General features: G+C 64.2%; 18 protein-coding genes. 12 read left to right on the top strand and 6 right to left on the bottom strand.

Going from position 1 to position 20,806, the window contains the following annotated elements; translation table 11 throughout:
• The first annotated feature begins 11 nt into the window (after positions 1-11).
• The gene (locus GA615_RS21860) at positions 12-800 is read left to right on the top strand and encodes a 3-keto-disaccharide hydrolase (RefSeq protein ID WP_152053461.1); all 789 of its coding nucleotides are present in this window, start codon (positions 12-14) and stop codon (positions 798-800) included.
• Positions 801-833: 33 nt separating this feature from the next.
• Here GA615_RS21860 and GA615_RS21855 read toward each other — a convergent pair whose 3' ends face one another.
• From GA615_RS21855 to GA615_RS21845, 3 genes are all read right to left on the bottom strand, one after another.
• Positions 834-1,346, bottom strand: coding sequence for a VanZ family protein (locus tag GA615_RS21855; protein WP_152053460.1), 513 nt, complete (start codon positions 1,344-1,346; stop codon positions 834-836).
• Positions 1,347-1,564: 218 nt separating this feature from the next.
• Positions 1,565-2,377 carry a carbon-nitrogen hydrolase family protein gene (locus tag GA615_RS21850; RefSeq protein WP_152053459.1) on the bottom strand — a complete coding sequence of 271 codons (813 nt, stop codon included), beginning with the start codon at positions 2,375-2,377 and terminating at the stop codon, positions 1,565-1,567.
• Positions 2,378-2,400: 23 nt separating this feature from the next.
• Positions 2,401-3,480: an alpha/beta hydrolase gene (locus tag GA615_RS21845; protein WP_235905605.1), complete on the bottom strand. Its 1,080-nt coding sequence runs from the start codon at positions 3,478-3,480 to the stop codon at positions 2,401-2,403.
• A gap of 299 nt (positions 3,481-3,779) precedes the next feature.
• Here GA615_RS21845 and GA615_RS21840 point away from each other — a divergent pair, with 299 nt between their 5' ends.
• The 3 genes from GA615_RS21840 (at position 3,780) to GA615_RS21830 (ending at position 6,584) form a co-directional block, all read left to right on the top strand.
• Positions 3,780-4,559, top strand: a complete 780-nt coding sequence (locus GA615_RS21840; protein ID WP_152053457.1) for an ABC transporter ATP-binding protein — start codon at positions 3,780-3,782, stop codon at positions 4,557-4,559.
• Positions 4,556-6,136, top strand: coding sequence for an ABC transporter permease/substrate-binding protein (locus tag GA615_RS21835; protein WP_152053456.1), 1,581 nt, complete (start codon positions 4,556-4,558; stop codon positions 6,134-6,136). The genes GA615_RS21840 and GA615_RS21835 overlap by 4 nt, the downstream gene beginning before the upstream one ends.
• 85 nt (positions 6,137-6,221) lie before the next feature.
• Positions 6,222-6,584: a 4a-hydroxytetrahydrobiopterin dehydratase gene (locus tag GA615_RS21830; RefSeq protein ID WP_152053455.1), complete on the top strand. Its 363-nt coding sequence runs from the start codon at positions 6,222-6,224 to the stop codon at positions 6,582-6,584.
• On the opposite strand, the gene GA615_RS21825 is transcribed toward GA615_RS21830, so the two are convergent.
• Genes GA615_RS21825 through GA615_RS21815 form a run of 3 tightly spaced genes read right to left on the bottom strand, consistent with a single transcriptional unit; the run spans position 6,574 to position 10,578 of the window.
• Positions 6,574-7,644 carry a DUF1570 domain-containing protein gene (locus tag GA615_RS21825; protein WP_152053454.1) on the bottom strand — a complete coding sequence of 357 codons (1,071 nt, stop codon included), beginning with the start codon at positions 7,642-7,644 and terminating at the stop codon, positions 6,574-6,576. The genes GA615_RS21830 and GA615_RS21825 overlap by 11 nt on opposite strands.
• Positions 7,645-7,696: 52 nt before the next feature.
• Positions 7,697-9,502 carry a lipopolysaccharide kinase InaA family protein gene (locus tag GA615_RS21820; protein ID WP_152053453.1) on the bottom strand — a complete coding sequence of 602 codons (1,806 nt, stop codon included), beginning with the start codon at positions 9,500-9,502 and terminating at the stop codon, positions 7,697-7,699.
• Positions 9,499-10,578 (bottom strand): glycosyltransferase family 4 protein, encoded by a 1,080-nt coding sequence (locus tag GA615_RS21815; protein ID WP_152053452.1) that lies wholly within the window; start codon positions 10,576-10,578, stop codon positions 9,499-9,501. Before GA615_RS21815 ends, GA615_RS21820 begins: the two co-directional genes overlap by 4 nt.
• Positions 10,579-10,873: 295 nt before the next feature.
• Between GA615_RS21815 and GA615_RS21810 the strand changes: the two genes are divergently transcribed.
• The 8 genes from GA615_RS21810 (at position 10,874) to GA615_RS21775 (ending at position 20,561) form a co-directional block, all read left to right on the top strand.
• Positions 10,874-11,791, top strand: coding sequence for a hydroxypyruvate isomerase family protein (locus GA615_RS21810; protein ID WP_152053451.1), 918 nt, complete (start codon positions 10,874-10,876; stop codon positions 11,789-11,791).
• A gap of 95 nt (positions 11,792-11,886) precedes the next feature.
• Positions 11,887-12,165 carry a hypothetical protein gene (locus GA615_RS21805; RefSeq protein ID WP_152053450.1) on the top strand — a complete coding sequence of 93 codons (279 nt, stop codon included), beginning with the start codon at positions 11,887-11,889 and terminating at the stop codon, positions 12,163-12,165.
• Between the two features lie 303 nt (positions 12,166-12,468).
• Entirely contained in the window at positions 12,469-13,236 is a 768-nt protein-coding gene (locus GA615_RS21800; protein ID WP_161602483.1) for a YkgJ family cysteine cluster protein, read from the top strand.
• A 248-nt stretch (positions 13,237-13,484) separates the two neighbouring features.
• The gene (locus tag GA615_RS21795) at positions 13,485-13,718 is read left to right on the top strand and encodes a hypothetical protein (protein WP_152053448.1); all 234 of its coding nucleotides are present in this window, start codon (positions 13,485-13,487) and stop codon (positions 13,716-13,718) included.
• Positions 13,719-14,377: 659 nt separating this feature from the next.
• Positions 14,378-15,955: a UxaA family hydrolase gene (locus GA615_RS21790; protein WP_152053447.1), complete on the top strand. Its 1,578-nt coding sequence runs from the start codon at positions 14,378-14,380 to the stop codon at positions 15,953-15,955.
• Entirely contained in the window at positions 15,931-18,111 is a 2,181-nt protein-coding gene (locus GA615_RS21785; protein ID WP_152053446.1) for a hypothetical protein, read from the top strand. The genes GA615_RS21790 and GA615_RS21785 overlap by 25 nt, the downstream gene beginning before the upstream one ends.
• Positions 18,108-19,508: a glycosyltransferase gene (locus GA615_RS21780; RefSeq protein ID WP_152053445.1), complete on the top strand. Its 1,401-nt coding sequence runs from the start codon at positions 18,108-18,110 to the stop codon at positions 19,506-19,508. The genes GA615_RS21785 and GA615_RS21780 overlap by 4 nt, the downstream gene beginning before the upstream one ends.
• A gap of 15 nt (positions 19,509-19,523) precedes the next feature.
• Positions 19,524-20,561 (top strand): NAD-dependent epimerase/dehydratase family protein, encoded by a 1,038-nt coding sequence (locus tag GA615_RS21775; RefSeq protein WP_152053444.1) that lies wholly within the window; start codon positions 19,524-19,526, stop codon positions 20,559-20,561.
• The last annotated feature ends 245 nt before the right edge of the window (positions 20,562-20,806 follow it).

Raw genomic sequence — 20,806 nt, 5'->3', positions numbered from 1 at the left:
CGAGGCCCATCATGACGCGCATTGCATCGTCCCTGTTGTCCCTTGCCCTCGTGGGCACCTGCTCGTCCCTCGCCATCGCCAGCGAACCCACCTCCGAGGAGACGTGGATCCCGCTGTTCAACGGCACCGACCTTGAAGGTTGGATTCCCAAGTTTGCACGTGCCGAGGCCGGAGAGAACTTCAAGAACACCTTTCAGGTGGTCGATGGATTGCTCACCGTTTCCTATGATGACTATGACGATTTCGACAACCGATTCGGTCATCTCATTTCCGATCGATCCTTCTCGAACTATCGCCTCCGCGCCGAGTACCGCTTCATCGGCGATCAGTGCCCCGGTGGGCCGAGCTGGGCCATTCGAAATAACGGTCTGATGCTCCACGCTCAGGCCGCTGAGAGCATGACCCGGGATCAGAACTTCCCGGTCTCGATCGAGGTTCAACTGCTTGGCGGCGGCGAGGAAGGGGAACGTCCTACGGCCAACCTCTGCACCCCCGGCACACACGTGGTCATGGACGGGGAACTCCTCACCCGACACTGCACCAACTCCTCCTCAAAGACCTATCGCGGCGACCAGTGGGTCACGGTGGAAATCGAGGTCCGAGGCGGTGAGGTCATTCGCCACATCGTTGATGGCGAGGTGGTGCTGCAATACGAAAAGCCCCAGCTCGACCCTGGCGATCCGGATGCCCAGCGCCTCATTCAAGGAGACAATCTTATCCTCACCGGTGGGCACATCGCCCTGCAGGCCGAGAGCCATCCGACGCAGTTCCGGCGGGTCGAGATTCTGCCGATCGACTGATGAGCAACGAATTCTCCCGGATTGATCACCTCGTCAATCGGGGTGATCAATCACGATCGTCTTGCCGATCGTCGACGCACGATCAGACATTCCGTCTCGCTCCGTCGTCTCCATCATCAGGGACCAAAGCCCTACGGTACCGAGCCGACGTACGGTTTCGAAGCCCCGGATGGCTCCATATCCCATCCCCGCCCCGATCGTGTTGAGCAGCACATCATCTACATCCGCCATGCGATGATCGCAGGCGTACTGGGTCGCTTCAATGGCGATGCTCACTGCGAATCCACAGAGCAGCACCCTCAATCCAATCCCGCACCTCGCCTGGTCGCAGAACCACGGACCGATGATTCCCAGAGGTGCCGTCAGGGCGAGATTCCCCAGCAGGTTCACCACCAGGGTTTCACCTCCCATCGACCAGCACGCGGAAATCGTTCGCAGCGGTTCAAGATTCGGTGTGGGATCGGCTTGCGGACTCAGAATCAAGGTTGCATAAATCAGACCACTTATGTATGCGCCGATGAAAAGTGCTCGCGCGAACAGCCGCATCGGATCGCCCCCGAGCGATCGGCGACCGGGCAATCACCCCCACGATGATCCCCCCGCCTCCAGGACCGTCGGTCGATCGTTGTCGAGCACGATCGTCCAGACTACCCTTCGACCGTGATCCCCGTGCGCGTTCAATCCTCGACGACTCGTTCCACACAAGCCGACCGTCAAACGCGAATCCCTCTCACAACCGATCCGATCACCACGATCGGGACGGATCAGAGATTCGGACGAAAATGATTGGCCACCGGAACCGCGCGCCGGATCTGCGAAACCCGGTCGAGGTCAATCTCCGCAATCGCCAGCCCCGGCCCATCGGCTGCCGTGGCGATCACCTGCCCCCACGGATTAACAATCATCGCATGACCAAACGTTTCCCGAAGGCTGTCGTCCTCGTGTCGTCCCCACTGAGCCGGCGCGATCACGAAGCTTTGGCACTCGATCGCCCGAGCGCGGATCAAGACCTCCCAGTGCGCGCGCCCTGTGGTGAGCGTAAAGGCCGACGGCACGCAAAGCACCTCGGCTCCCTCGCCAACGAGGCGCCGGTACAGGTTTCCGAACCGCAGATCATAGCAGATCGACAGACCGACCCTTGCCAGCGGCGTCCTAGCCACCACCGGGACCGAGCCCGGCATGACATGGTCCGACTCCCGAGATCGGACCGATTCCGAAAGATCGACATCAAACAGATGGATCTTCCGATAGACCGCGAGGATCGTTCCCTCTGGACCGAACAGCACACTCGTATTCGAACACCGGTCCGGATCAGACCCTTGTTCGTTGATCGAACCGATCAGGAGCACAATCCCCAGTCTCCTGGCCAGCGCCCCGAATCGCTGACAGGTCGGCCCATCCAGCGGTTCCGCCGCGCGGACCATCTCCGGCATCGTCGCCAGCATTCGGGTATGCTCCGGCGTCGCAACGAACCGGGCTCCATATCCGGCGGCTCGCTCGATCAGCGGAACGACCTGAGCCTCGTTCGCCTCGGGATCGGCGGTTGCATTCATCTGCACAGCGGCGGCGAGAAACATGCAACGCCTCCCTTGGGGGCCTCTCAGTGCTGAGGACTGGCCTGCGCCCTTGCCTGTCGCGGTTCGAGCCAGTCGAGAATTTCCGGGAAGATCTCGTTCGTTGCGTGCCGGCTCCAGACCAGGTCGCAATGGCCATAGTCGGCCACATGTCCCTCCGACCGTCCGAATCGCAGGAAGGTCTTGTCGGAACTTCCGAGGCTCTGATAGGTTCGCCACTTCGAATGAAGATCGGCGAGAATGTCCCCGTCACCAGCAATGAACAGGGTCGGCGTCTTCACCTCCGGCAGCCCTTCGAAGTAGTCGATCGTTCCGTCCGCCGACTTGAGCCGACCCGTCTCCAGATAGGTGTCAAGCTGTTTCAATGCCCCCGGCCCCGGGTCTTCGAGTGTCGAGCCATAGAACCGGTTCACGGTCTCTCGGTCCACGTTGTCGGCCGAGTAATAAAATCGGTCAATCTGGTCGAGTCCCGGAGGCCGGGCAATTGACATCGGTCGCGCGATTCGCCCGGTGCTGATGGCCATCATCAAGACGCGGAGCCCCCGATTCGCGCGCAGCATGCGCTCGGCCTCGGTGGATTGAGCAACACAGGCTGGGCTCCCCATCGCCACAAAATTCGCGATGCGCTCGGCCTGCCCCGATTTTTCGAGGAATGCGAACATCAGCATTCCTCCCAGACTATGCCCAATCCAGTTCACCTGAGACCGCCCGGTCTGCTGCTCCACGTAGTCGAGAATGGCGGGAACGTCGTAGAAGGCCTGGTGGTCCATGGTCCACTCGTCGTTGCCAAGCTCAGGAATGAACGTTTGTCGCAATCCCGAGTTGACCCATCCGAGCGTCCCGTCCCGATAACTTCCCCCCGATCCCCTCATGTCGACCACGAAGACCTCATAGCCGCGGTCAACCAGTTTCGAGGGTAAATGCCCCTCGGTGATGGTCCAGAAGGTCCCGTTCAGACCCAGCCCATGACAAAGCACGACCGGCAACTTGTTGGGGTCTGGTCGCTCCGGGTGATAATGACGGATGCCGAGCATCCATCCGTCCGCCGTCTGGGCAAACCCGTCGGTACACGGCCGCAGGTCCCGGTTGAGGTTCAATCGCCTCATGGAGGCGCACCCCGATATCCCGAGCAGCAACACGCATACCGTCAGGGTCGTCACGACGAGGCGATCCCCTCGCAAGCGACCTGGTCTCCTTACCTCAATCATGCGCATCGCAATGGTTCGAATGGGCCTTCCCTGTCCCGACTCGATCGCGCAAATCGATCCCGGCTTGTTCCACGATGGCCGAAACCATACGATCCAACCTGAAATTGATCAAGACCAAGCCGGGCCACCCTTGGTCTCCGCCCCGTTGTGATCGACCCCCTCGACTGGGAGTCCGAACCATCGCTGAATCGACCACCATGATCTCCCTCTCGTCCGTTTCGAAGTCCTTTGACAACGGCCAAACGTTCTCGGTTTCCGAACTCGACCTCGATGTCCGAGCCGGTGAGTTTCTGGTCATCCTTGGCGAGTCAGGAAGTGGAAAAACGACGACCCTGAAGATGATCAACGGTCTGATCAACCCGTCCTCCGGATCGATCGTCGTCGACGGCCGCGACATCGCCACGGTCGATCAGGTCGCCCTCCGTCGTCAGATCGGCTACGTCTTTCAAGGGATCGGGCTCTTTCCTCATCTGACCGTTGCTGAGAATGTCGCCATGGTGCCCAGCCTGCTCGGCTGGCCCCGGGCTGATCGAACGCAGCGCGTCGATGAGTTGCTCGCGCTCGTTCAGCTCGACCCGGCCACTTACCGGTCCCGATCCCCCGCGGAGCTGTCCGGAGGTCAACGTCAGCGGGTCGGCATCGCCCGAGCGCTGGCCGGTCGGCCCAAGATCGTTCTGATGGATGAGCCCTTCGGCGCACTCGACCCGATCACTCGCGATCATTTACAACTTGAGTATCTGAAAATCCACCAGGATCTCGGTCTCACCACCGTGATGGTTACGCACGACATCACCGAATCCCTTTTGCTTGCCGACCGAATCGCCGTGATGAGCAACGGAACGCTCCGTCAACTCGGCGAGCCTGCCGAATTAATCGCCTCGCCGAGCGATCCCTATGTCGCTCAACTGATGGAAACCCCCCGGCGCCAGGCCGATCGGCTCGGACATCTGATTGGTCAGACCGGGAGTTCCTCATGAATCAGAACCTTGCCCGGCAGCTTGAAATTCTGCCGCTCAATCTGTCGCATCATCTGAAAATTACGGTCATTGCCTTGGCCGTCGGCGTCATTGTCGGTCTGCCGCTTTCGATTCTGATCGCTCGACGGCCGAGGCTTCGTTACCCGGTTCTGACCATCATCGGCGTGATTCAAACGATCCCCAGTCTCGCACTTCTGGCCTTGATGGTTCCCTTGCTCGCCATGCTCAGCGACCTGACCGAGCGCACCGTGGGCACCGGCTTTTCCTTTTTCGGTTTCTATCCGACCGTGCTGGCACTCTCGCTCTACAGTCTCCTGCCGATTGTCCGCAACGCGGTCACGGGCATTCTCGGGGTCGAGCCCACCCTGACCGAGGCCGCGAAGGGGATCGGCATGACCCCTCGCCAGACGCTCCTCCGCGTCGAACTCCCTCTGGCTGCGCCGGTCATCGTCGCCGGCTTGCGAACGGCCACGGTCTGGGTCGTCGGCACGGCCACCCTGGCCACCCCCATCGGTCAGCGATCGCTTGGGAATTATATCTTCAGTGGACTCCAGACCCGAAACCGCGTGGCCGTGCTCTTCGGCTGCGTTGCCGCCGCCGTGCTTGCCGTGATCCTCGATTTCCTCATCGGTGCCTTGCAGAAGGCCACCGCCGAGCGTCGGCGCGCCATGGCCATCGCCTCGACGGTCGCGCTCGCTCTGGTGTTCGGTGGAGGGCTCGTCGCGCCGAACCTACTCGCCTACCTGCGCGGTGTGAACCGATCCGATCAGGTCGGAATTGGCGCGAAAACCTTTACCGAACAGTATATTCTCGCCTCCTTGTTCGAGCAGGTGCTTGCAGACGCTGGGATTGCCGCGCGACGGAACGAAAGCCTCGGGTCCAGTGTCGGGCTCGATGCTCTTGCCCGCAGCGAAATCGACATTTTCGTTGACTATAGCGGCACCATCTGGGCCAATGCGATGAATCGCCCCGCCTCGGCCGACCGCGAAATCGTGCTCAACGAGGTTTCCGAATGGCTTTCCTCTGAGCTGGGGATTCGCTCGCTGGGCCGACTCGGGTTCGAGAACGCCTACGCCATCGCCATGCGGCGCGAACAGGCCGAGGAACTCGGTATCTCGACCATCGCCGATCTCGCTCGTCACGCCCCCTCCCTCAAAATCGGCGGTGATTACGAATTCTTCGAGCGCCCGGAATGGTTCGATATCCAGCGCCGCTACCGTCTCGACTTCGAGCGCGAGGTCACCTACGACTCGACCTTCATGTACGAGGCCGCCTACCGAGGCGAAGTGGATGTCATCTCCGCCTTCACCACCGATGGACGCATCGACACCTACGACCTCGTGCTCCTCGACGACCCCCTCGGAGCCATCCCCCCGTACGATGCCTTGCTCCTCCTTTCCCCCGAGGCCGCCGAGCGTGACGACATCATCAACGCGCTGACTCCCCTGGTCGAATCGATCGATGAAGAAATGATGCGGTCCGCCAACGGCCTTGTCGACCGCGACGAGGACAAGAAACCCCCTTATGCGGCTGCGAGCGAACTGAGACGGATGATCGAGCAGAAGGGGACACCCTGACGCTCACTCGGACACCTCGGAAACGACTGCCACGCAGTCGATCGCGTGTGTCGATGGATGTTCAAACCCTTACGGAGCCTTCCACATGACTCCCACAACCGCCGAGGAACTGACCCAAAAGCGATGCCTCCCGTGCGAGGGCGGCGTTCCCCCATTAACCCCTGACGAGGCGAACGCACTGGCCGCCAGAGTCGAGGGGTGGTCGATATCGTCGGATGGGAAATTCATTCGCCGCGAATGGACGGCCAGGAACTTCATGGCCGCCATCGACTTTCTGAACAAGGTCGCCGCGCTGGCCGAGGAAGACGGGCATCACCCCGACCTGCATCTTGTCGGCTACCGGAAGATCACAATCGAACTCACCACGCACGCGATTGGCGGATTGTCCGAGAATGACTTCATTCTCGCGGCAAAAATCAATCAACTCCCGATCGAACTCAAGGGATGAGCCGGTCGAAGAAGTTCCCAATCCCTTCCCGCAACCGGCCAATCGGACCTCTCGGTGGCTCAAGCGGGAAGGGTCGTCCTGCATCAGAAGGTTCCAGTACGATCACGCGTGGGGAGGGGGATTCCTCACGCCTCGGCACCGTTCTCGGAGAGGTCGAAGGACTTTGCAAACGCGTCAATTTTGGCGCGTCTCCTTGAGCGTTCGGCGAAACCTGGGCGAGAAACTGCCGATTGAGCTGATCGAGGTCGTTGCGCAACCGTTCCGAGATCGCAAGCGTGGTGTCCCCTTCGATTCGAAGTTCGTCCAGATGCGCAACCAGGGTCTGCCGACGAGGGCCGTGCAAGAGCAAGACGGTCCAGGCCCAGGCTTCCCGGTAGTCGGTCGGTGACATCACCGCGACATTCTCGACCGATTCGAGCCGCTTCAGATCAGGCCGCCACCCCTCTCGATACGACGCCGCGAGCTTTCGGAAGCGAGCGATCGCCTCGGCGGGAAGCGCCTGAGATTCCACCTCGAAGTACTCGGCCAACCCCTCATCAAGCCAGAGGGGCACATGGCCAACGGCCCGATGCAACAGGGCATGAGTCGCTTCGTGCCGCAGGTCCTCCTCCAGGTGCGATCCTCTGGCCGTGTAGACTGCGGCCACGTCTCCCACCGCCAGGAAAAACGCCCGACGATTAGGAAGTTCCGGGTGATGAAACGTCAAAAAGGTCGTAAATGCCTGGTCATCATCAAGAATATAGACATCGATCGGCGGTTCGTTCTCATCAATCTGTAGGCCCAGCACCCGCTCCAGGCGCGCTTCCAACCCCGCCAGGGTCAGGAGCGCGGGGTCGTCTTCGTTCATGGGCAGGTTCGAGGCCACCCGAAACGCCCCCACGTCGGCCTGATAGCGGGTCGGAATCAACGAGGTACCTGCCGCACCCCCCGGCCAGTCTCGGGTTGTCAGCGTCGAACATCCACCCGTCAGCAAGAGCAACATCAGGGGGACCGATCGAACGAGACTCGAACGCAGACCTTTGAAACAGGAGTTTGCTTGCGTCTGGGGATGTCGCGTCATGGATGGCTCCTTCGTCGGTCCGAGTTGCTCGATCGGGTGGGGTGGAGTGGGGTCAGGACAGTGGTCGTCCCCGTCTCAGGTTGCGTGCTCGTTTGCGGCGGATACGATGCTCGATCCGTCTCCAGACCTGTTTCCAGCGCCCGGCCGCCGATTCATGCTGAGGCAGATACGCCTGCAACATGCGGAGCGAGTCGGTGCGTGTCCACTCGGGATGTTCACCCAGGCTTGCCACCAGGCGGGCCAGGTTTTGCACCCGGCGATTCCTGGGTAAGGGGCTGATGAGCCGCACCCCCACCAGGTCGATCAGACTCAATTTCGGCCGGGTCGCATCAGGATTTCCTTCGATCAAAATGTTCGATGCCTTGAGATCCCGATCCGACAGGCTCCGGTCGTGCAGGTCCCTGAGCAGTCGGCCCAACGCTCCCGCCAGCCGGCGGCGAGAAGCGATCCGATCCCGCTCGGGACGCTCTGGGAGTTCCGCGATCAGGAAATCGCTGAGCGTGATCGACGGCTCCGCCTTCACCGTCATCAGGTACGTTTCGCTCGGCCCCGACGGCAACCGAATTCGCCCCGATTGGTGATCGCGCCCCAGCACCAGCAGATCCGGAGGCGTCGGCAACCCTCGGCTTCTCAGGTGATGATTCGCCCGCCAGGCCCGCCAGGCCCGCGACGGCCGAACCGCCGTCAACAACGCTTCAAGCCGCTTCTTTCGGTTGAACCGCTTGTACACGACACGCGTCGGTACTCCATCAACTGGGGTCGACACTTCAACAACGGTGGTTGTTCGTGAATGCTTTAGCAAGACCGCGTCAGGATCGGAGAACGGTCCGTCCGGATTCGCTCTGAAATGTTCCAACGTCTCCCGATCAATTGCTCGTGAGGCAACCACCCAGCGGTCCCGTTCCCGGATCGCCTGGAAGTCGGTGTTCGACCCCACGCACCGCCGCGCCCGACGCCTCCAGAGCCGCTCGGCCCAGCGCCGGGTCAGTCCGACCACGCGCTTCGTGAACGGTCCCAGATCGCCGATCACCGCTCCTCGCACGTCAACATAAGTTCGCAGGAACCGCTGTCGATCGGTCCGGGTCGCCAGCAAGAGCGACGCATGATTGAGCCGGGCCAGGTTCGCCGCCGCCGCCTTCGCGCTCAGAGGTTTACCGACCCGCATCGCATCCAGGTCAATCATCGCCAGCCAGGGCTGGTCGGCCTGGTCGAGCCGCAGCAGCAGGTTTCCCGGATGGAAGTCGTCGTGCCTCATCCCCGCGTCGTGCAGGCGAGCCGTCAAGGCGCCAAGGGCTTCGGCCAGCCGATGCCGGACAATCACCGCCCGTCGCCGTTCCATCGTCGGCAAAACATCTCGCAGGAATCGATCGAGAGGGATCGCATCTGGAATTTCAGGGGAAATGAGCGTGTTTTCAAACAAGAACTTGCGAACGCGTCGCTCGCCGAGCGCGACGGGCCGGATGGTCGGCACGCCAATCGCCGCCAGCTTCCTTGCCTGTTTCGCCTCATTGCGACCCTTTCCCCGGCGGAACCACTGGCGCAGGATCTCCCGCCAGGTCGGCACGAGGAATTCCTTTACGTAGATCGGCCCGGTCGGCAGGGCGACTCGCGAAACAATGCGGTGCGGCCCCGTCTTGATCGTCTCCACCCAGCCCTTTGCCCGCCATTCGTCGAGCCGCAAGGCCCCTTCCGGGGTGAGCAGCACCGATCGCCAGTCGGGCCGAACCCACCATCCCACGTCCCCCGCATGGGCCCATTGCCAGTCGGGTGGCTGGAACAACCGTCCTTCAGGGCCGTGCGGCCTGAGCCGTTCGGCGGCACTTCGCCGCGTTTCCGTTCCGCGATCGACCGTACTCATCGTCCTGTCCCCTCGACCCGGCCCGAGGGGAGCGTCCGGACGCCTCCGATCGCATCAAAATGCGGTCGCGCCGGCATTCCTCCCAACGACCCCGTCACCGCCTCCACAAACGTCGAGGCCCACCGATCGACCGCGTACGATTGCTCTACGATCTCCCGAGCCGCCGCTCCCATCCGGCGCCTCAGCTCCCAATCGCCAACCAGTCGTGTCACCGCCTCGACCCAGTCATCCTCGGTCGCGGCCAGAATTCCCGAATGGTGATAGGCGACCATCTCCGGGTGAACGCCGACCGGATTGGCCACCACGGGCAGCCCCGCCGCCAGGTATTGCAGAACCTTCAGACCGCATTTCCCTCGGCTCCACAGGTCGTCGGGCATCCAGGCGATGCCGATGTCGCACTCGGCCAGCGCCTGGGCCTCGGTCGGCTCCGACCAGGGCACAAACTCGACCGGCAAGGCGCCGAACTCGGGTTTGCGATCGCAAATGATCCGCAGAATCACCCCCGGCACCTCCCGACCGATCCGGTCCCAGAGGCTTTGCTGCTCCTCCAGGCCGCGCAACGTACTCGACGAGCCGATCCAGACGAGCCGAACGGGCGATCCCGGCTCAGGGACGCGGATGGGGTAATGCCCCGGTTCGACACAGGTCGGCAGCCGTCGAACAACCTCCGGAGCCGCCCCGGCGAGCAAGCTCCTGCCGACCAGAAAGTCATTGCCGGCCAGCACCGCGTCGGCCTGTCGGACCAGGTGCGCGAATCGCCGTTCACGTGAGGGACACCGCACCCCTTTCGGGTGGTACGAGTCTCGCCAGAAGACCGCGTCGTCGAGGTCGAAGATCAGGCGGCGGCTGGCGCGCCGCAGCAATGCCATCTCCCAAGGGTTTAAAAGCTTGCGTTGCAAGATCACGGCATCGAATTGCCGAGCCCTGCGCAATTGCCTCGGCCGGGCGAGTGCCCCTCGGGCCAGGCCCTCAATGGTCAACGACCATCCGGCCGCTGCCAGGGCCTCCGCGAAGGCTCGGACACGGTATCGGCAGCAGACGTGGTCGGGAGCCTCGACCAGGGCGAGGGCCTTCATGCCGTCCTCCCTGACGGAACAAAGAGTCGGCCTGCCTTCTCAAGAGACGGGCTCGATCGGGGGTTGTTCGCGATCATAGCCAAACGCCCGATCTTGCCAAGGCGGATCGTGACATTCTCCGCCCGGCGCCGAATGGCAAGTCCGGCGATCACCGCCCGCCTTCCGCGACGGCCCATTGTCGCGGCCGATCTGCCTGGTACATTCAAAGAAAGATGACGGCCGCGTTGTCCACCGATCTGCTCGGGTCGGGTTCGGTGACAACGCTCCCGGCCGATCGACGGATGGAGAAGCACTCATGCCCCTCAATCGCCGTGATTTCGTTGCCGCCGGCCTGGCCGCCGGTGCTGCCCTGGGATCGGTCCCGCGTGCCTCGGCCGCTGCGCAGGATGTCCCCCACCGCGACTTTCGCCTGAAGTACGCCCCGCATTTCGGCATGTTTCGCAATCATGCCCCCGGCGGCGTTCTCGACGAGTTGAAGTTCATGGCCGACGTTGGCTTCCGCGCTCTGGAAGACAACGGCATGATGCGCCGTCCGGTCGAGGAGCAGAAGGCAATCGCCCGAGAGATGGAACGTCTCGGCATGGAGATGGGGGTTTTCGTCACCACCGCCAGCTTCTCCGACCCGATTTTCACCTCCGGCAAGGACGAGCACATCGAGAAGGTCCTGGCCGACGTCCGCAACGCCCTTGAGGTCGCCAAGCGTGTCAATGCGAAGTGGACCACCATCGCCCCCGGCACCTTCGACCACCGGCTCCCGCTCGATTACCAGACCGCCAACGCCATCGAACTCCTGCGCCGCTGCTGCGAGATTTTCGAGCCGAGCGGCCTGATCATGGTCCTCGAACCCCTGAACCACTTCCGCGACCACCCCGAGATGTTCCTCTGGCAGATTCCCCAGGCGTACATGATCTGCCGGGCCGTCGATCACCCCTCGTGCAAGATCCTGTTCGACCTGTATCATCAACAGATCAGCGAAGGGAACATCATCCCCAACATCGACGCCGCCTGGTCCGAGGTCGCCTACTTCCAGACCGGCGACAACCCCGGCCGCAAGGAGCCGACCACGGGGGAGATGAACTACACCAACATCTTCAAGCACATCCATGCCAAGCAGTTCGACGGCGTCATCGGCATGGAGCACGGCAACTCCCTCCCCGGAAAGGAAGGGGAGCTGGCCGTCATCAACGCCTACATTGAGTGTGACTCCTTCTGATTCTGACTGACCTCCTCGACCCACGACCCGGACCCGCGACGCTCCCGACCACTCACCGCGTTGGGAGCCCCGCCCGACCGGCGGAGGATCGGACGATGCACCACTTCCGCGGCATCCTCAAAGAGGGCTCCGAGCCCCGGCTCGACCCCGCCAACGTCTACATCGAATATCTCGGCCCCCAGGACGGCACCCGATCGAACTGGAACGGCTACCTCCTCGTCTCCGACGAATCCGCCGTGGAGCCGGGCGTCCTCTACACCCTCGAACTCTCCGACGGCCGCTCCGGCGACCTGATCGTCGACCGCTTCGTCCCCGACGAAACCACCCCCGGCCGCCTCCGCGCCATCTTCTACACCGAAACCCCCCTGGCCTGATCGAGTCTCCGAGACAGGTGCCCGAGTACCGCTTCTACGCTCAGATGATGCGTCGCCCCGTTGTCCTGGGTGGCCCCGGTTGCTCGCCAACCGGGGTGGCGCAGCCGCGAGAGGCGACGGGAGGCCGCACCGAGACCGCTCGTCGCTCCGCGACCCCGGTTGACGAGCAACCGGGGCCACCCAGAAAAAAACCACCATTTGTGAGTGGAATCGGTACTGGGGTGGTGTCGAGCGCAGCGCGCACCGAGACCGTTCGTCGCTGCGGTCGACACCACCCGACACCTTGCACACGAGTTCTGCCCCTTGCCCCGCCGCCGACCCGACCCCGCACGCCCCGATCGCCCCGGCGCCCGACGCCTCCGGCCTTCCCCGACGCTCCCGCCGCCCGATCCCTGGTCCCTTGAGGTTCTTGTCGCCGAGATCGAAGGGCGGGTGGCGTCGGTCGCCGCGGAGCGTCCGAACGAGCCCTTGACCCAATGGTTGTATCCGGTCCTCGATGCCTGGGTCCGCGATCGGGATGACGCCTGGCGACAGGAAAGGAAGGCTCGGGGGCTCGCGATCATCCAGGAACCGGCCTGTCAGGTCGGATGCGACCACTGCTGTTATCAGCATGTCGCCGTGACCGACCTGGAAGCCGAGATCCTCGCCCGCCACGTCCGAATCCACCTCGACCCAGACCAGCTCGCCGCGCTCCGGAATCGGGTTGATCGAGACGCGAGGCAATTCCGCCAGCTCGCCGCCGAGTCCCCGACCCCCGAAGCCCACCGCGCCGCCCTGGCCCGCCTCCGGCAACCGTGCCCCATGCTCGACGAGGCCGCCGGCCGTTGCCTCGCCTACGAGGCCCGCCCCGTCAACTGCCGACGCGAGAACTCGGTCGACGTCGAGGTCTGCCGCCGCTACCGCTTCGACCCCGACGCCACCGAGTCTTCCCTCCGCCTCGTCCGGTACGATCTCCTCTGGGGAGCCGTCCACGTGGTCCTCTCCCGATCGGCCGCCGACAACAACACGCTCGACTCCGCCTCCGACACCACCGAGCCCCTCGCCGTCGCCCTCCAACGCCATTTTGAGTGACTGCCGCGGCCTGATTCCTCGATACTCTTGGTCATGGGGAGTGCCGATCCCCCCTCCCCCTCGGTCGATTTCTCTGCGATCGAGAGCCGCTCCTTGGCAATTCGACAGATGAGTCCAGGCGAGAATGACCCCGGATGTTCACCCACCGAGGGAGGAATCCCGGAGGCGCCGGGAACCTTCGGATTGCCGAGGCGTCTAACCTCCCAGGCCACTCGACCACTCCCATCCCGGCTCCGGGAGCGTCCATCATGCCGACTCCCCGGGAGGGACTCCCTCCCCGACCCGGCCCGCATCGGCAATCCACCGATCTCGGGCGCAAGGTCCGCCACTTCCCGATCGGATCGACCCGCTCCCGACTCTGGTGCATGCTCCGCCCTCCGACCTTCGACGATCATGTCCTCGGGTGGCTCGGGATCACCTCCCCCCACTGGTTCCCCGATCGCCCCGCTCTCCGAGGCAATCGCAAATCCAGGCCGCACTGATTGCTCCTCGGAGACGCCCCATTTCCCGAAACGAACCTGGGATGATCGGCGCAATCGAATGATCAACAAAGGGTTGCGTTGAATCGGTGTGGCGCACCTCCAGCGCACTGAACCGCGCACCCTGGGCGCACCGCCTTTCGCCTTCGCGGAACCGATGGCCCCTCCACCTCCGAGCGTCTTCCCGTGGTCAAGATCACCGAAACGAACAAGAGTTATCATCGGAACCTCTTTGGAAATCAGCGATTCCGCCGATCCTGGCAGACGCGCCGAAGCGCACTCGAACGCGCACCCAGGAGCGCACCAGGCGAGCAGGTCCTTTCCCGAAACGCCCCGCCAGGCAGGCCCCGCGAATTGCCGAAACGAATCGTGGTTTCGTGCGGAAACTTTTGGTGTGAAAGATGTTTTGGCAATCGCGCCAGGCGCACCAGCCCCACTTTCCCGGGCGCACCGAGGCGCATCGGCCGGTGACGGGCGGGTCCGATCTCTGGAGGACCCCGAGCGTTGGTCCCGGATCGGATCGTGGAGCCCCCTGTCCGTTCATGGCCCCCTCGCGGTGACGAGCCCGGAGCGATAGACTGAAGTTCTGCGTCCAACCCAAACGGTCGGACCTGGCCCCCTTTGGGTCGTTCAGGCGATCAGGAATCTCGAAGGACCTCGGCATGGCTACGGCGATCGGCGATCGGGCACCGGCGGTGATCCGGCTCCGCGAGGAGGATAACGTGGCCGTCGCTGCCCGAGGGATCACCGCAGGAACCCTCCTGACGATCGACGGCCTGGCGGTCGAGACGACCGAGCCGATCCGGCCCGGCCACAAGGTCGCGCTGACGGCGATTCGATCGGGCCAGCCGGTCCTCAAGTATGGCCAGGTGATCGGCTTCGCCTCGGCCGACATCCCTGCCGGAAGCTGGGTGCATGTTCACAACCTGCGGGCCGACCTGTTCGAACGCGACTACGCCTTCGCCACCGAGCGGCCCGAGCCCCCTGCGAACGAACGCCCTCGGACCTTCCGCGGCATCCTTCGGCCCGACGGCCGCGTCGGCACCCGGAACTACGTCGCGGTCGTCAGCACCGTCAACTGCTCGGCCAGCGTCTCAAAATACGTGGCCGACCGCTTCCGCGACGGAACCTGGAAACGGGACTACCCGAACATCGACGGCGTCTTCGCCATCACCCACAAAGGGGGCTGCGGGCTCCAGTTCGAAGGCCCCGACCACGAGCAACTTCAACGCGTGCTGGCCGGGTTCGCCACCCATCCGAACGTGGCCGCCTACGTCCTGATCGGCCTCGGCTGCGAGGTTGGCTTCGCCAGCCACCTGGTCGAGTCCCGCCACCTGGTCACGCTCGGCGGGGCCCGATCACGAGGCGAATCGAACGGCGCGGAACCCCCTCGGGTCCTGAACATCCAGGAGCAAGGGGGCATCGCCCGGACGGTCGAGGCCGCTGTCGAGGCCGTCAGCCGCCTGATGCCTGCGGCCGATTCCTGGAAGCGGACCGATCAACCGGCCTCGAAGCTGGTCGTCGGCCTCGAATGCGGCGGCTCCGACGGGAACTCCGGCGTCACGGCCAACCCGGCCCTCGGGGTCGCGGCCGATCTGATCGTGGCCCAGGGGGGATCAGCCGTCCTCGCGGAGACCCCCGAGATCTACGGGGCCGAACACCTGCTCACCCGCCGTGCCGTCAGCGAGGCGGTCGGCCGCAAGCTCCTGGAACGCATCAGATGGTGGGAATGGTACACCAGCGTTTTCGGTGCCGAGATCAACAACAACCCCTCCCCCGGCAACAAGGAAGGGGGCCTGACGACCATCTACGAGAAGTCGCTCGGCGCGGTGGCCAAGGGGGGATCGACCGCTCTGGTCGATGTGCTCCAGTATGCCGAACCGGTCACCACCCCCGGCCTCGTGTTCATGGATACCCCCGGATATGATCCCGCGAGCCTCACCGGCATGGTTGCCGGCGGATGCAACGTGCTGGTCTTCACGACCGGCCGCGGCAGCGTCTCGGGCCTGAAGCCGTCGCCGTGCATCAAGGTGGCAACGAATACACCGATGTTCGAGCGATTGCCCGATGATATGGACCTCGATGCCGGGACCGTCCTGGCCGGAGAACCGGTCGAGGAGGTTGGCCGGCGGTTGTTTGATCTGATCCTGGACGTTGCCGACGGCTCACCCACGAAGAGCGAGCTGCAGGGCGTCGGTGAGGAGGAGTTCGCTCCGTGGTCGATCGGGCCGACACTCTGACGCTGACCCCCCCCGCCCCGCGGGCTCCCTGGACGATTGCCCTGGTCATCGCCGTGCAGGCCGCGGCGCTGGCCTGGTTGATGGTCGTCCCTCTGCCGAGCATTGAGGCCCAGAGGCTCGACGCCCAGGCCCGCGCCGAGGCGACCGGCGATCCCTCCGGCGTGACTCTCCAGAGCCTCCGCCGTGCCTACTTCCTGCTCGCCGCCGACGAGCACCTGGCCAGGGCCGCGGCCAACCTCTCCGATCCCGAGCACCTCGGCCAGCGCCTGCCGATCGTCCTGGCGGCCCTTTTGATCGCCGGGGCGGCCGTGTCGCTCGGCGATGGGGTGCTTCGCCTGCTGGGGCTCGTCCGAGGTCTTCCCTCCCTGGCCCGATGGCCCCTGGCCTTCGTCTCGGGGGCGACCCTGTTGTCGGCGTTGACGCTCGGCCTCGGCCGGGCCGGCGGGCTGGAACCCTGGCCGGTTCGAGCGGGGCTCGGGGGACTGCTGCTGGTTGGGCTGGTCCTCTGGGGCCGCGACCTGCTCCGCAGACCCCCGAACCGATCACGACCCCCGAGCCGTCCCTTCCCCCTCGGACCGATCGCCCTGGCCCTGATCCTCGCCCCGGTCCTGACCCTGATGGCGCTCGGGGCCATGCAGCCGACGATCGAGTACGACGCCCTGGAGTACCACCTCCAGGGGCCGAAGGAAGCGTATCAGACCGGCCGGATCGCCTTCCTCTCCCACAATGTTTATACGAGCATGCCCTCGGCTGTCGAGATGCTCCACCTGCTCGGCATGCTCGTGCTGGATGACTGGTGGACCGGGGCACTGGTCGGTCAGCTCCTGATCGCCGCCTTTGCCCCGATGACGGCGGCCCTGATCGCCGCGACGGCCTGGCGGTGGGCCTCGGGCCGATCGGCCTGGGTTGCTGCCTTGGTCTACCTGACGACCCCCTGGGTCTTCCGCCTGGCGACCTTCCCGTTCGTCGAGGGGCCGCTTTGCTCCTACCATGCGGCCCTAGTGTTCATGGCGGCGATGGCCTGGACGATCCCGCGCGAGGAGCCGAGGCGATCGGTCGCCTCCTGGCTGTTCGTCGGCCTGCTGGCCGGTGGGGCGATGGCCTGCAAGTATCCCGGGCTGGTCTCAGCGGTCGTTCCCTTCGGACTGGTGGCGCTGGCGGATGCCTGGCGACGGCGGTCGTGGCGATTGCCGGTGGCGTTCGGGCTGGGGGTGATGGTCGCGGTCGGTCCCTGGCTGGCGAGGAACGTGATCGATACCGGGAACCCGGTCTACCCGCTCGCTTACGGAGTCTTCGGCGGTTCGGAATGGGACGCGGACCTCGACGCCCGCTGGCAGAACGCCCACGGTCCCCGACCGATCACCACCGCGGCGATCATGTCCTCAACCCTTGATGTGATCGGCCGGTCCGACTGGCACGCGCCCTTCTATGCCCTGCTCGTTCCGCTAGCCCTGCTGAGGCGAAGCGCTCGGGGACTGGTTCTCCCGCTCTCGGCATATGTCCTGTACCTGTTCGCCACCTGGTTTCTCTTAACCCACCGGCTCGACCGCTTCTGGCTCCCGCTATTGCCGGCGGCGGCGGTGCTGGCGGGGATCGGAGCCGACTGGACCCGGTCGAGGCCCTGGCCGACCTGGCTGGCGGTCCTGCTCGGTCTGGTCACGGCAACGAACCTGGTCTTTCTGACCACCCCGCTTTGCGGGCCGACGGCGTGGACGGCCGACCTCAACCGCCTGCGACGAGAGGCGATGGAAACGGCCACGCCCGCGCTCGCCCGGCTCGACGCCGCCCTGCCCGACGGCTCGACGACCCTGGTGATCGGCCAGGCCGGGGTCTTCTCGATCGACCATCCGATCCTCTACAACACCGTCTTTAACCGGGAACGTCTGGCTGAGATCATCGCCGGACGATCCCCTGCCGAGATCGCCGATGAACTGCGCCGACAGGGGATCAGCCATGTGTATGTCGATTGGTCCGAGATCGAGCGGCACCGCAAGCCCGGGGGTTACAGCTTCTCTCCGGTCGTGACTCGAACCCTCTTTGAAGACCTCGTGTCGAGTCGGGTGTTGACCCCCCCTGTTCCGATGGGGCCGAACCACCTTCTTTACCGCGTCGTTGTGTTGCCGAACACTCCCCCCGAGAACCGGTCATCGCCATGAACGCCGACACCGAACCAGCGATTCCGCCAGAATCCTCCCACCGTCCCCCTGCGTTTCGACCCGTCGGGAAGCGGATTGCTCTGGTGACCTTCGGCTCGCTTGGGGACCTGCACCCGTACCTCGCCATCGGCCTCGAGCTGAAGCGGCGCGGGCATTCTCCCGTCATTGCGACGAGCGAGTACTGGCGGGAGAAGGTGGAGGCCGAAGGTCTGGACTTCGCTCCGGTTCGTCCCGATGCTGTCGAAGATTTGGACGAACGAAGGGCGTTTCTGGCCCGTCTGTTCGACACCAGGGAAGGGGCAAGAATCGTCCTGTCCGAGCTGATGATGCCTGTCCTCCGCGAGAGCTTCGACGACACCCGTCGCGCGGCCGAGGGGGCCGATCTGATGGTGGCCCACCCCTTGACCTTCTCGGTCCGACTCATCTCGGAGCTGGACGGGATTCCCTGGGCCTCGTCGGTCCTGGCGCCGCTTTCGTTCCTGTCGAGCCTCGATCCGCCGGTCCTGCCGATCATGTCGTGGCTGGAGCGGTTCCGATGGCTCGGCCCCCGGTTCCACCGGGCCTTGTTCCAACTTGGCCGGCGGCAGACGATTCCCTGGGCGAAACCCTGGCACGCCTTGCGGGCCGAACTGGGTTTGCCGCCGACCCGGGAGAACCCGATCTTCGAGGGGCAGCACTCCCCCGACCTCGTCCTGGCCTTGTTCTCCGAACACCTTGCCCGTCCTCAGGCCGATTGGCCGCCGCAAACAGTGGTCACCGGCTTCTGCGACTTCGATCGGAACGGCGCCCACGAGGCGCCCCCGGAGGAGGTCGAGCGATTCCTTGAGGCCGGGCCTCCTCCGGTGGTCTTCACGCTCGGTTCGGCGGCCGTCTGGTCTCCGGGATCGTTCTACGCGGAGAGCCTGGAGGCGATCCGCCGGCTCAAGGCTCGGGCGATCCTTCTGATTGGCCCGGAAGGGGTCAACGCCCTGCCCAAACCGTTACCCGAAGGGGTGGCCGCCTTCGGTTACGCTCCGTATTCAAGCCTCTTTCCCAGAGCCTCGGCGATCGTCCACCAGGGAGGAGTCGGCACGACCGCCCAGGCCATGCGGGCGGGACGGCCGATGGTGGTCGTCCCTTTCGGCTTCGATCAGCAGGACAATGCGGCGCGGGTCCAACGACTCGGGATCGCCCGGATGATCCCGAAGGATCGATACAGCGCGGATCGGGTTGCCAGGGCGCTCCGGCAGTTGCTCGACGAGCCAGGGCCTGCCGATCGTGCGGCCGAGATTGGCCGCCGTGTCCGTCAGGAGAATGGGGCTGCCGTCGCCAGCGACGCAATCGAGGCGCTCCTGGCCCGACGCTTTCCTTCCCCCGCGACGAGTCAGGTTCCCCTCCATCCGTCCGGGACCCCTTGAGGAATCAAGACACGCATGGACGACCTGACGATTGTGACCGGCGGCGCGGGGTTTATCGGCAGTCACCTGGTCGATCGACTTGTGGCCGATGGCCGCCGTGTTCGGGTGGTCGAGCGGCCGGGGGCGGAGGTGGGGCATCTGCCCGGTGACGTCGAGGTGGTGTTCGCCGACATCCGGGACCGATCGGCCGTCGATCGAGCGGTCGTCGGCGGGCGATGGGTCTACCATCTCGCGGCCAACCCGAACCTCTGGGTTCGGGATCGACGGGACTTTGATGAGGTCAACCATCGCGGGACTGTTCACGTCCTCGACGCTAGCCTGGCGGCCGGAGCCGAGCGGGTCTTGCATTGCAGCACCGAGAGTATCCTGACCCGAGCACGAGCGACCGGCCCGATCGGCGAGGACGTTGAGATCACCGAGGCCGACGCTGTGGGCCCGTACTGCCTCTCGAAGCTCCGGGCCGAACAGGCCGCTATGCAACGGGCCCGAGCCGGACACCCAGTCGTGATCGCCAACCCAACGATGCCCGTCGGCCCCGGCGATCGCGGACACTCGCCGCCGACCCGCCTGATGTTGGATTTCTGCAACGCCCGGCTTCCGGCGGTGATGGATTGCACCCTGAACTTGATTGATGTTCGGGACGTGGCCGAAGGACTTGCGCGGACCATGGAACGCGGGACGCCAGGCAAACGATACCTACTGGGAGCGGAGAACCTGACGCTGCTCGGAATGCTCGGCATTCTTGGTGAATTGACGGGCGTTCGGCCTCCCCGCCTGCGGGTGCCGTATCCGGTCGCGCTGGTATCGGCGTATGCGAGTGAGTTCTGGGCTGATCATGTGAGCGGACGTGCTCCACAAGCCACCCTGACAGGTGTTCGACTGACACGGCGAACCATGCATTTTGATCCGATTCGAAGCCTTCAGGCCCTCGGCCTGACACCAAGAGGGATCCGGGAATCGCTGGCCGATTCGGTGCATTGGCACCGCGAGCGAGGAACGCTTCCACCGGCAGGTGGAAAATCGGCACGCGATTTGCTCGAAAATCCGGCATAATCTCCTTGACGGATTGCTCCTGCGATGCAAGATTCTTTATCGGCACGACCGAATCGAGATACCCACGTCTCGCAGTTCTTCTCAATCATTGAATTGCGTTCGAATTCGAATCCCTTTCCTCTTGGACACCGGGAATGGGACTGGCTAGAATGACCCGCTGATTGTGATCCTGTGATCGCTAGCGGCCATCTCTCCCGGGCTGGGGCTCTCTGATTCTACAGGCCGGGTGGCCGGGGGCTTTGTTT

The organism is Tautonia marina (genome assembly GCF_009177065.1).
Taxonomy (GTDB): domain Bacteria; phylum Planctomycetota; class Planctomycetia; order Isosphaerales; family Isosphaeraceae; genus Tautonia; species Tautonia marina.
The sequence above is the reverse complement of the archived record's forward strand: the minus strand, read 5'-3'. Positions and strand labels throughout refer to the sequence as shown.